We start from the raw sequence: 11,183 nt of genomic DNA on the forward strand, positions 1-11,183 counted from the left end.
TTGTTACTAGTATCTTTTTTGCAAAAAGCTAATTCTCAATCCAATAAATTTCAGTCGTTTGATGGTGTACAAATTGCCTATACCGATGAAGGTATGGGAGAGGTTGTTTTGTTGTTGCACGGATTTATAAATTCTAGAAAATCTTGGGATAAAACAGAATTAAAACAAGATTTACTTAAAGCCGGTTACCGAGTAATCATTCCTGACTTACGTGGTAACGGAGACTCTGACAAGCCGCAAAATGAAGAAGCATATCAAAACAATGCCGAGGTTAGAGATTTGGTGCTGTTGATGAATCATTTAAATATTGACAGGTATAAAGCTATTGGTTATTCTAGGGGAAGTATTGTATTGGCAAAACTTTTGACCCAAGATTCTAGAATTAAAAAAGCTGTTTTAGGTGGAATGGGAATAGATTTTACGAATCCCAACTGGGATAGAAGAATTATGTTCTCTAAAGCATTTAATGGCGATGTCAATAATGAAACCAAAGGAGCTGTCGATTACGCAAAATCTATAAATGCAGATTTACGCTCGTTGCATTTACAGCAAAAGTTTCAACCGGTAACCTCAATTGATGAATTAAATAAAATAGAGATTGACATTATGGTGATTAGTGGAGATGAGGATAATGATAACGGTAATTCTAAAGAGTTAAGTACTGCGTTCAAAAATGGGAGTTTAAAAAGAGTGCCCGGTGATCATAATGGTACCTATAAAACTAAAGAATTTTCATTATCGGTTTTTCAATATTTAGACTAAAAGATTGTCATTTTGTCAATTTGCATCATAACATAACCTTTTTGTTTTATTTATAGGATATCATTTATCAGGATAAATTAAATTTTTACTTTTGCTACTTATTTTAATAACAAAAATTCTTATCCACCCAAAAGAGAATAATGGTAGAAGTTAGTAGAAAATACGTTTTTGATTTTGACAGTACGTTGACTAGGGTAGAAGCATTAGATGTCCTTGCCGAAATGACTTTAGAAGGACGATCCAACAAAGACGAGGTTATTAAAGAAATTCAAAAAATAACCAATCTAGGTATAGATGGCGATATTTCGTTTACTGAGTCGTTAGAGCGTAGAATTAAGTTGTTGCATGCTAAAAAGGAAGATTTAGACGGTTTGGTAGACAACCTTAGAAATAAAATATCTAAGTCTATCGCTGCCAATAAAGAGTTTTTTGAAAAGTATGCAGATGATATATATGTAATATCCTGCGGATTTAAAGAGTTTATAGACCCTATTGTAGAAGAATATAATATACCATCTGATCGAGTGTATGCTAATACGTTTAAATTCGACGAAGATGGTAATATCATCGGTTTTGATGAAAAGAATGTACTATCTCAGCACAATGGCAAAATTGATTGCTTAAAACAGATGAATTTGGACGGAGAAGTTCAAGTGATTGGAGATGGTTACAGTGATTATGTAATGCGCGAAGCAGGTATCGCAGATAAGTTTTTTGCATATACCGAAAACGTGCATAGAGAAAAAGCCGCTAATAATGCGGATTATGTTACACCAAGTTTAGATGAATTTTTATTTGTGAACAAGTTGCCAAGAAATATCTCGTACCCAAAGAATAGAATTAAGGTTCTATTATTAGAAAATGTGCACACCGCTGCATTTGATAATTTATCAGAAGACGGTTTTTCCGTTGAATTGATTAAGCACAGTTTATCTGAAGAAGAGCTGTTAGAAAAAATTAAGGGCGTTCATGTTCTTGGTATCCGTTCTAAAACCCAGGTAACACAAACGGTTTTAGACGCTGCTGATAAATTGTTGGTAGTTGGTGCTTTCTGTATAGGTACTACTCAAATAGATTTAGAAACTGCCAAGAAAAAAGGTGTAGTAGTTTTTAATGCACCGTATAGCAATACAAGGTCTGTAGTAGAATTGGCCATAGGTGAAATCATTATGTTAATGCGTAGTGTGTTTGATCGTAGTAGGGAGATTCATGAAGGGCAATGGCAAAAAACGGCAGCAGGCTCAAGGGAAGTTCGTGGTAAGAATTTAGGTATAGTAGGTTATGGTAATATTGGTAAGCAATTATCAGTTTTGGCAGAAGCTATGGGTATGCGCGTATATTACTATGACGTTGATGATAAATTAGCGTTAGGTAATGCGGTTAAGTGTAATTCTTTAGAAGATTTGTTAAATGTGTCTGATGTGGTTACGTTGCATATAGACGACAATAAGGCAAACAAAAACTTTATTGGTGCACGAGAAATAAAGCAAATGAAGAAAGGTGCCATGTTGATTAATCTTTCTAGAGGTTTTGTTGTTGATATCGATGCTTTGGCAGAAGGGTTAAAAGATGGTCATGTTGGTGGTGCAGCGGTAGACGTTTATCCAGATGAGCCAAGAAGTAATGGTGAGTTTAAAACCAAATTGCAAGGTTTTCCTAACGTAATTCTTACTCCGCATGTTGGTGGTAGTACAGAAGAAGCGCAAAGAGATATAGCTGATTTTGTTCCTAATAAAATAATGGATTATATCAACTCTGGTAACACTGTAGATGCAGTTAATTTCCCAAATATTCGTTTGCCAAAACAGAATAAATCACACAGATTCTTACATATTCATAAGAATGTGCCTGGTATAATGGCTAAAATAAATAAGGTTTTAGCAGAGTATGAATTAAACATCTCAAGTCAATATCTTTCTACTGATAGTGAGGTAGGTTATGTGATAACAGATTTAGATAAAGAGTATAATAAAGATGTAATTAAAGCTTTAAGAAAAGTAGAAAATACTATCAAGTTTAGAGTATTGTACTAGTTTACTTTTAATGGAGTAGCAATTAGTAGACATATAATTTTTTATATCTAAAGTGCAAGTTGAAAAACTTGCACTTTTTTTGTTTAATTTTTCAATAGGTTTTACAACATTTCCAATTCTTAAAGGTTATGATAGTAACAGAATTATCGTTTGTAGGAAATATCTTTAACTATGTGGAAAAAGATTTTATCGAAATTAAAATCTGGTAAAAGTTTCAATAACTATTACCTGTTGGTTTTTACTGTAATTGTATTAACGATAGTAATACAGTCTATAATACAGTATTCTCTGGCTAGGCAACAGCAAGATGCTTTAAGAATAAATGTGGCAGGTAGGCAAAGAATGTTGTCTCAGTCAATTGTTAAAAGTATATACGAATGTAGATTTGGCACCTGTGACTATGGGCAGTTACGTTTGGCAATGAATAAATTTTCAAATGCCAACAAAGCATTGCAAGAAGGCAATGACGCCACCGGAATTCCAAAGTTAGATAATGATGAAATTCAAAAAAACTTTGATAGGTTGCAACCACACTTAAATTTTATTTTAGAAACAACCAATAACTTCCAAAAATTAGAATCGGTAGATTTAGAAAGGTTATCTGCTGAAGCCGATAAATTTCTTGTGGTCATGGATATTATTGTAGATCAATTTCAAAAAGCTTCAGAAGAAGATATTAGTACCTTGATGATCATTGAGCTGGAATTGGCTGTTTTTTCTTTATTGATTTTAATTGTAGAAATATTCTTTTTTATCAATCCATCTATTAAGAAAATAACAATTCAAAATCAGAAATTAAAAGAAATAGCTTGGCACCAAACACATGCTTTTAATTCTCACATGAAAAATATAAAGAATTATAATCATGTTCTTAAAATTGAAAAGAATTTGGACCATAAAGAAGAGCTCATCTCCTTTCTAATGGAAGAACTTACAGATTTGGAAGGTGTTTCTGAGAACATGGTAAGATCACTTGAAAAGCAAGATTAATCAGAGATAATTGTGCATATGCTTTGTTTTATTGATGATGATAGGGTTCATTTTTTAAAATAGTAAACCCTCTATAAATTTGCTCAGTAATAAATAAGCGCACCATTTGATGGGAAAAGGTCATTTTAGACAAACTTATCTTTCCGGCAGCTTTCGCATAAATTTCACTGCTAAATCCATAAGGTCCTCCTATTAAAAATACCAATTGCTTAATGCCAGAATTCATTTTCTTCTGTAAAAAGGTAGAAAATTCAACAGAGGTATACTGTTTTCCTTTTTCATCAAAAAGTATTAAAACATCTGTAGAGGATAGCCTCTTAAGAATAAGTTCACCTTCTTTATCTTTTTGTTGGTCTTCAGATAGGTTTTTGGTCTTTTTAAGATCAGGAATCAATTCAATTTCAAAATTGATATAATGCTTTAATCGCTTTTGATATACCTCAATGAGTTCTTGTAATTGAGAGCTATCGGTTTTGCCAATGGCTAAAAGTTTTATAGTCATACGTCAAAAGTAAATCAATTTCGCAAATGGATTTGTAAATTAGCAATACAATAGATTTAATATATATGATTTCAGAAGAACAATTTAAAGAAGAGATTACATTAATCATAGCAAATGCCATTAGAGAAGATGTAGGTGATGGTGATCACAGTTCACTGGCATGTATACCGGATACTGCAACAGGCAAGGCCAAATTGTTGGTAAAAGATGAAGGGATAATTGCTGGGGTAGATTTTGCTGAACTTGTATTTTATTTTGTTGACCCAAATTTGAAAATAGAAAAATTAATAGAAGATGGTACACCTGTAAGTCACGGTGATATAGTGTTTTATATAGAAGGTAGCTCTCAAAGTATTTTAAAGGCGGAGCGACTGGTATTAAATGCAATGCAAAGAATGAGCGCCATTGCTACAAAAACCAATATGTTCGTTAATCTTTTGCAAGGGACGGGTACAAAGATTCTAGATACTAGAAAAACAACACCAGGTATTCGTGCGTTAGAGAAGTGGGCGGTAAAAATTGGAGGTGGTGAAAATCACAGATTCGCATTGTATGATATGATCATGCTAAAGGATAACCATATTGATTTTGCTGGCGGAATTACCAAGGCAATAGATAAGACTAAAAACTATCTAGAAGAAACAGGTCGTGATTTAAAAATCATCGTTGAAGCTAGAAATTTAGATGAAATCAAAGAAATTTTAGAGTCTGAAGGCGTATATCGTATATTGATAGATAATTTCAATTATGAAGATACACGTACTGCGGTAAAATTAATAGGAGACACCTGTTTAACTGAATCTTCTGGAGGTATAAATGAAAAAACTATTCGTGAGTATGCGGAATGCGGAGTGGGTTATATTTCTTCAGGGGCATTGACGCATTCGGTTTATAATTTGGATTTGAGTTTAAAAGCAGTTTAATGTCTTTAGAGGTCGAAGAAAAGCTAGAAAAAATTCCTATTGTAAATTGGTTCGTCAGGTTGTTAAAACAAATCAGGCTACCTGGTTTTGAAGGGCTTTCTGTTTATGACCTTATTGAAATGTATGTACTTGGTATATTAAGAGGTACGTTGTCAACACGCGCCAGTGCAATTGCTTTTAGTTTATTTATGGCACTCTTTCCGTTATTGATTTTCATGGTTACCCTGGTACCTTTTTTAGTGTCTTACATTAGTATTGAACATGGCGATTTCGATGTTCAGTTTCAGCTATTTTTAGAATCCTTTTTACCTAGCGCCACCGGTGATTATTTTGGTGAGGTATTTCAGCAAATAAAAGATCAAAAACGCGGTGGTTTGTTGTCATCGGCTTTTTTATTATCTATTTTTTTGATTGCTAACGGGGTTAACTCTATTTTTGGTGGCTTTGAAACATCTTATCATATAGAATTAACAAGACATTTTTTTAGACAATATTTATACGCCTTAATGGTAGGGTTGATTTTGGCGATATTGATAATAGTAGGTTTTGTAGCTTATATTTACTTTGAGTTTTATGTACTTGGTTATTTGTCAGAGTTTGCGGCTAAACGAGGCGGGTATATATTGGGTGAAGATGAAGTGGTGGGCGTACAAATAGCAAAAGTGCTGTTTTTTATAATTCTGTCTTATTTTACAACAGCCATTCTATATTATTTTGGTACACAAGAGGGTAAGCAAGCAAAATTCTTTTCTTTTGGCGCTTTAATGACAACAACATTGTTTTTGTTGACCTCATATTTATTTGGAATTTACGTTGAAAAGTTCGCTAGATACAATGAATTATATGGAGCGTTAGGAGGATTATTGATTTTAATGGTCTACATATGGTTAAATTCTAATATATTGCTACTTGGGTTTGAGCTGAACGCATCACTCAATACTTTACGTAAAATCACTAAAAAAGAATGATAAATAAAACCGTACAACTAAGTATTTTATTCATAGTATTTGTTTCAATGAGCATTTCTGCTCAATCTGTCTTTGGTACATGGAAAACAATAGATGACCGAACAGGGTTGCCAAAGGGTGTTATTGAAATCTATAAGAAAGATGGCAAAATGTACGGTAAGGTCGTAAAGATTTTGGAAGAAGGACAAGAAGATAGAATTTGTGATAAATGTGATGGGGACTTAAAAGATAAACCGGTAACCGGTATGGAAATCATTACTGGTGGTGAGTTGCACGATGATGGAGAATGGAAGGGAAAGCGTTTGTTTGATCCTGAGCAGGCTATGACCTTTCGTTTTAAAATTTGGCTCAATCCAGATAATCCAGATGAGTTGAAAGTACGTGGTTATTTGGCATTTATCTATAGAACCCAAACATGGCTACGGGTTGAAGGCTAACTATGGCGAACTTTATTAATGTAATATTACCTATTCCGCTAGAGAAAAGTTTTACTTATAGTATTACTGCTGAAGAAGCGGCACTACTTCGGCCAGGTATGCGCGTAGCGGTACCTTTTGGTAAATCAAAGATATATACCGGTATAGTTCAAGGTGTTCACCAGAATCCGCCAGAGGTCTATGAAGCAAAGGAAATTCATGAGTTATTAGATGATTATCCTATTGTAAATCCTACTCAATTAAAACATTGGGAATGGATAGCTTCCTATTACATGTGTACTTTAGGGGAAGTGGTGCGTAGTGCATTGCCAGGAGCATTTCTGTTGGAGAGCGAGACATTGGTACTTAGGAATACCGAATATGAGATAGATGAAAGCACCCTGTTAGACGATGAATTTTTGGTGTTCGAAGCTTTGCAGCATCAAGCAATATTAAAAGTACAAGAAGTTTCTGCTATTATAGAGCGTAAAAATGTATTGCCAATTCTACAGCGATTATTAGAGAAAAAAGTAATTGTATTAAAAGAAGAAGTATATGAACAGTACAAACCAAAATTGGTCAGGTACGTTAAATTGGGAGCTGAACATACATCAGACGAAAAACTAGAAGAGCTTTTAAAAACTTTGACCAGAGCGCCAAAGCAAAGTCAGGTGGTGCTTTCGCTGTTTCAATTACAGGGAAAAAGTCAAAATCCTATTAAAGTTTCAGAGCTTGAGGCATCTAGCAATACTTCTAAAGCTGTGATAAAATCACTTGTAAATAAAGGGGTTTTAGAAGAGTATTTTATTAAGACCGATAGGGTTAATTATGATGGTGAAGCTGATAATTCTGAAACTAAAGATTTAAACGAATATCAAGAATCGGCACTGGTTGATATAAAATCATCGTTCAAATCAGGGAAGGTTACCTTGTTAAAAGGTGTTACATCTTCTGGTAAGACTGAAGTTTATGTAAAGTTGATAGAAGAATGTCTGGAAAAAGGCTTACAAGCATTGTATTTGCTACCTGAAATTGCGTTGACTACACAGCTAATTGGTAGGCTTCAAGAATATTTTGGAGATAAAATAGCAATTTACCATTCTAAATATAATGTTCAAGAGCGTGTAGAAGTTTGGCAAAATGTTTTACAGGCAAAACCTAAGGCACAATTGGTTATTGGAGCTAGATCTGCAATGTATTTACCTTTTAGTAAATTAGGGTTGGTAATTGTAGATGAGGAGCATGAGAGTTCTTTTAAGCAATTTGATCCGGCGCCTAGGTATCATGCAAGAGATGCGGCAATAGTTTTGGGACATTTGCATAAAGCAAATATTCTACTGGGTTCGGCAACACCAAGTGTAGAGAGTTACTATAATGCTCAAACAGGTAAATATGGCTATGCAGAAATTACTAGACGCTATGGTAATGTCTTAATGCCAGAGATGGAATTGGTAGATATAAAAGAGGCGTCTAGAAAGAAAAAGATGAAAGGTCATTTCTCTGAACGCCTTTTTATGGAAATGGAAGAGACGTTGAATGAAGGTGCGCAAATCATACTTTTTCAGAATAGAAGAGGTTTTGCTCCGTTGATGGAGTGTTTAACATGTGGTCATTCTCCGCAATGTCCTAATTGTGACGTTAGTTTAACATATCACCAATATAGAAATCAATTACGCTGCCATTACTGTGGTCATCATACAGCGTTACCAGAAGTTTGCTTTGCATGTGGTAGCCCAGAGTTAGATACCAAAGGTTTTGGAACAGAGCAAATAGAGAAAGAAGTGTCTGGCTTATTTCCTGAAGCCAAAGTTGGTAGAATGGATTTGGATACTACCCGTGGCAAACACGGTTATGAAAAAATAATTACTGCTTTTGAGCAAAAAGAAATTGATATTTTGGTAGGTACTCAGATGTTGACCAAGGGTCTAGATTTTAGAAATGTGAATTTGGTAGGTGTCATGAATGCAGATTCTTTATTGAATTTTCCAGATTATAGAGCTCATGAAAGAACGTATCAATTATTAACCCAAGTATCGGGTAGGGCAGGGCGTACTAAAAAAAGAGGTCGTGTAATTATTCAGACGTATAATCCATATCACCAAATATTAAAACAGGTAACAACGGGTGATTATGAGGGTATGTATACTGAGCAGTTGTATGAAAGGGAGCAATTTAAATATCCGCCCGTCAATAGAATTATCAAAGTAACGTTCAAGCATAAAAATTATAATGTGCTTAATGAAGCTGCAGATTGGTTTGCAGGTGCATTGCGTACTAATTTTGGTGGTACGGTTTTAGGGCCTGAATATCCGCCGGTAGCAAGGATAAGAAATCAATATTTAAAACATATCGTTATCAAAGTACAAAAAGTACATTCATTGGCACAGACAAAGGCCAATATTAGACGAATAGAAAAATCGTTTAAAGCAGTAGCGATGTATAGAAGTGTTAGGGTCATTTATAATGTTGACCATATATAAAATAAAAAAGACCGCTATTAAGCGGTCTTTTTTGAAAGTAAAATTATACCATATATTATACGTTACTTAGCGCTTCGGCTAATTCTGTCTTTTTATTTCTACTTAGAGGTATTGATCTACCGCTAACTTCTACATTCTTACTATTGAACTTTTCAACCTTTTCAAGGTTAATGATGTAAGATTTGTGAATTCTTAAAAACTTGTCTTCTGGTAATTGCTTTTCAAAAGATTTCATTGTTGATAAGATTACGATATTGGCTTCGTCAGTTACTAGTTTGATATAGTCGCCAAGTGCTTCTATCCACTTAATATCATTTAAAATAACCTTTCTTTTCTTAAGGTTGCTCTTTACAAAAATATGCTCTTCGTCTTCATTGACTCTGTGCAATTGTTCGTAATTGGCTACAGCTCTTTTAACAGATGCATCAAAACGTGCCATGGTAATCGGTTTATGTAAATAATCCGTTACATCATAGTCAAATGCTTTAAGTGCATAATCTGGTTTACCGGTAATCAAAATTACCTGAGGACTGTTTTCTAGGGACTCGAGTAGGTCAAATCCTGTGATAATTGGCATCTCAACATCAAGAAAAATAAGATCTATCTCATGGTTCTTGATTCCGTTTTTAGCTTCGATAGCATTACTGTATTCGGCTACCATAGTTAAATTCGGATGATTGTTTACCAACTTGGCAACGGCCATCCTTTGCATAGATGAGTCGTCAACGATGATACTTCTTAACTTCATAAGGGTTGATTTGTGGGGTTAAATCATCGACAAAGAACCGAAAAAACAAGCTGAACTGCAACAAAAGATGTGAACAATGCACTGTTGATCGTGTAATTGGTAATGATGATATGTTTAAGATTTGGATTAATTTTCAATGTTATTACCCTTCAATAACGAAGAATATTCGTATTTCTTATATTTATTTTAAAAAAATATCTATTTTTGCACTCCTTAAAAACAAATATAATATGAACCATTACGAAACTGTTTTCATTTTGAATCCCGTTCTATCTGATGTTCAGATAGAGGAAACAGTTAAGAAATTCGAAGATTTCTTAATTAACAATGGCGCCAAAATGGTAGCTAAAGAGAATTGGGGGCTAAAGAAGTTAGCTTATCCTATTCAAAACAAAAAAAGTGGATTTTACCACTTGTTTGAATTTACGAACTCTGGTGAGGTAGTTACACCTTACGAACAAGAGTTTAGAAGAGATGAACGTGTTATGCGTTTCTTGACCGTTAAGTTGGACAAGCACGCTGTTGCATGGGCAGAAAAAAGAAGAACAAGAAACAAAACCGCTAAAGCTTAAGTATTATGGCAACATTACAACAACAGGCAAAAGGAAAGAAAGATGGAGAGATCAGATATCTTACTCCATTAAACATTGAAACCAACACTAAGAAGAAGTATTGTCGTTTTAAAAAATCTGGTATTAAGTACGTAGATTATAAAGATGCTGATTTTTTATTGAAGTTGGTAAACGAGCAAGGTAAATTATTACCTAGAAGACTTACAGGAACTTCATTGAAGTATCAAAGAAAAGTGGCACAAGCCGTAAAAAGAGCTCGTCATTTGGCGTTAATGCCATATGTTGCTGATTTATTAAAATAATAAGAAAAGAATCATGGAGCTTATATTAAAAGAAGACGTACAAAATTTAGGTTTTAAAGACGACGTAGTAAATGTTAAGAACGGTTACGGAAGAAATTTCCTTATACCACAAGGCTTAGCTACTATGGCTACAGTTTCTGCTAAAAAAGTTTTAGCTGAAAATCTAAAGCAAAGAGCACATAAAGATAAAAAAGTTGTTGACGCTGCTAAGAAAGTAGAAGAAGCGTTAAAAGCTTTAGAATTGAAAATTACTGCTAAGACAGGTGCTGCCGATAAATTATTCGGTTCTGTTACTAATGGTGATTTAGCTGATGCAATTGAAAAAGAAGGTCATTCAATTGACAAAAAATTCATTAACATTCAAGGTGGTGCAGTTAAAAGAACTGGACCTTATAATGCACAAATTAGATTACACCGTGAGGTGATTGTTGATTTTGGTTTCGAAGTAGTTGCGGAACAAAAATAAATAACTATCTAGTAGATATAT

12 protein-coding genes are annotated in these 11,183 nt (G+C 34.0%); 10 read left to right on the plus strand and 2 right to left on the minus strand.

Annotated features, from left to right (window positions below):
- Positions 1-18 precede the first annotated feature (18 nt).
- The 3 genes from PXD56_RS07095 to PXD56_RS07105 all read left to right on the plus strand — a co-directional run bounded on the left by PXD56_RS07095 (position 19) and on the right by PXD56_RS07105 (position 3,785).
- Entirely contained in the window at positions 19-762 is a 744-nt protein-coding gene (locus PXD56_RS07095) for an alpha/beta fold hydrolase (RefSeq protein WP_276492645.1), read from the plus strand.
- A 140-nt stretch (positions 763-902) separates the two neighbouring features.
- Positions 903-2,795, plus strand: a complete 1,893-nt coding sequence (gene serA / locus PXD56_RS07100; protein WP_276492646.1) for a phosphoglycerate dehydrogenase — start codon at positions 903-905, stop codon at positions 2,793-2,795.
- A 171-nt stretch (positions 2,796-2,966) separates the two neighbouring features.
- A complete protein-coding gene (locus tag PXD56_RS07105; RefSeq protein WP_276492647.1) occupies positions 2,967-3,785 on the plus strand; it encodes a type IV pili methyl-accepting chemotaxis transducer N-terminal domain-containing protein in 819 nt (272 codons plus the stop codon).
- Positions 3,786-3,813: 28 nt separating this feature from the next.
- Here PXD56_RS07105 and rlmH read toward each other — a convergent pair whose 3' ends face one another.
- The gene (gene rlmH, locus PXD56_RS07110; RefSeq protein ID WP_276492648.1) at positions 3,814-4,287 is read right to left on the minus strand and encodes a 23S rRNA (pseudouridine(1915)-N(3))-methyltransferase RlmH; all 474 of its coding nucleotides are present in this window, start codon (positions 4,285-4,287) and stop codon (positions 3,814-3,816) included.
- 65 nt (positions 4,288-4,352) lie between these two features.
- Here rlmH and nadC point away from each other — a divergent pair, with 65 nt between their 5' ends.
- From nadC to priA, 4 genes are read left to right on the plus strand one after another with little or no spacing between them, the layout of a single operon-like run.
- Positions 4,353-5,210 (plus strand): carboxylating nicotinate-nucleotide diphosphorylase, encoded by an 858-nt coding sequence (gene nadC / locus PXD56_RS07115; protein ID WP_276492649.1) that lies wholly within the window; start codon positions 4,353-4,355, stop codon positions 5,208-5,210.
- Positions 5,210-6,178 carry a YihY/virulence factor BrkB family protein gene (locus PXD56_RS07120; protein WP_276492650.1) on the plus strand — a complete coding sequence of 323 codons (969 nt, stop codon included), beginning with the start codon at positions 5,210-5,212 and terminating at the stop codon, positions 6,176-6,178. Before nadC ends, PXD56_RS07120 begins: the two co-directional genes overlap by 1 nt.
- Positions 6,175-6,615, plus strand: a complete 441-nt coding sequence (locus tag PXD56_RS07125) for a DUF2147 domain-containing protein (protein WP_276492651.1) — start codon at positions 6,175-6,177, stop codon at positions 6,613-6,615. The genes PXD56_RS07120 and PXD56_RS07125 overlap by 4 nt, the downstream gene beginning before the upstream one ends.
- A gap of 2 nt (positions 6,616-6,617) precedes the next feature.
- Positions 6,618-9,074 (plus strand): replication restart helicase PriA, encoded by a 2,457-nt coding sequence (gene priA / locus PXD56_RS07130; protein WP_276492652.1) that lies wholly within the window; start codon positions 6,618-6,620, stop codon positions 9,072-9,074.
- A 55-nt stretch (positions 9,075-9,129) separates the two neighbouring features.
- Here the strand turns inward: priA and PXD56_RS07135 are convergent, their stop codons facing one another.
- Complete coding sequence (locus PXD56_RS07135; protein WP_027067302.1) at positions 9,130-9,822, minus strand: LytR/AlgR family response regulator transcription factor; 693 nt, start codon at positions 9,820-9,822, stop codon at positions 9,130-9,132.
- Between the two features lie 230 nt (positions 9,823-10,052).
- Between PXD56_RS07135 and rpsF the strand changes: the two genes are divergently transcribed.
- Genes rpsF through rplI form a run of 3 tightly spaced genes read left to right on the plus strand, consistent with a single transcriptional unit; the run spans position 10,053 to position 11,162 of the window.
- Positions 10,053-10,394: a 30S ribosomal protein S6 gene (rpsF, locus tag PXD56_RS07140; RefSeq protein ID WP_076548096.1), complete on the plus strand. Its 342-nt coding sequence runs from the start codon at positions 10,053-10,055 to the stop codon at positions 10,392-10,394.
- Positions 10,395-10,399: 5 nt separating this feature from the next.
- Entirely contained in the window at positions 10,400-10,696 is a 297-nt protein-coding gene (rpsR, locus tag PXD56_RS07145) for a 30S ribosomal protein S18 (protein ID WP_027067300.1), read from the plus strand.
- Between the two features lie 13 nt (positions 10,697-10,709).
- The gene (gene rplI / locus PXD56_RS07150) at positions 10,710-11,162 is read left to right on the plus strand and encodes a 50S ribosomal protein L9 (protein WP_276492653.1); all 453 of its coding nucleotides are present in this window, start codon (positions 10,710-10,712) and stop codon (positions 11,160-11,162) included.
- The last annotated feature ends 21 nt before the right edge of the window (positions 11,163-11,183 follow it).

The organism is Maribacter zhoushanensis (assembly GCF_029350975.1).
Classification (GTDB): Bacteria; Bacteroidota; Bacteroidia; order Flavobacteriales; family Flavobacteriaceae; genus Maribacter; species Maribacter zhoushanensis.

Excerpts from the sequence above, each read along its gene's own strand:
- nadC (WP_276492649.1), top strand. The coding sequence starts at position 4,353 with ATGATTTCAGAAGAACAATTTAAAGAAGAGATTACATTAATCATAGCA.
- rpsF (WP_076548096.1), top strand. The coding sequence starts at position 10,053 with ATGAACCATTACGAAACTGTTTTCATTTTGAATCCCGTTCTATCTGAT.
- priA (WP_276492652.1), top strand. The coding sequence starts at position 6,618 with ATGGCGAACTTTATTAATGTAATATTACCTATTCCGCTAGAGAAAAGT.
- rplI (WP_276492653.1), top strand. The coding sequence starts at position 10,710 with ATGGAGCTTATATTAAAAGAAGACGTACAAAATTTAGGTTTTAAAGAC.
- PXD56_RS07120 (WP_276492650.1), top strand. The coding sequence starts at position 5,210 with ATGTCTTTAGAGGTCGAAGAAAAGCTAGAAAAAATTCCTATTGTAAAT.
- PXD56_RS07105 (WP_276492647.1), top strand. The coding sequence starts at position 2,967 with ATGTGGAAAAAGATTTTATCGAAATTAAAATCTGGTAAAAGTTTCAAT.
- PXD56_RS07125 (WP_276492651.1), top strand. The coding sequence starts at position 6,175 with ATGATAAATAAAACCGTACAACTAAGTATTTTATTCATAGTATTTGTT.
- rlmH (WP_276492648.1), bottom strand. The coding sequence starts at position 4,287 with ATGACTATAAAACTTTTAGCCATTGGCAAAACCGATAGCTCTCAATTA.
- rpsR (WP_027067300.1), top strand. The coding sequence starts at position 10,400 with ATGGCAACATTACAACAACAGGCAAAAGGAAAGAAAGATGGAGAGATC.
- serA (WP_276492646.1), top strand. The coding sequence starts at position 903 with ATGGTAGAAGTTAGTAGAAAATACGTTTTTGATTTTGACAGTACGTTG.
- PXD56_RS07135 (WP_027067302.1), bottom strand. The coding sequence starts at position 9,822 with ATGAAGTTAAGAAGTATCATCGTTGACGACTCATCTATGCAAAGGATG.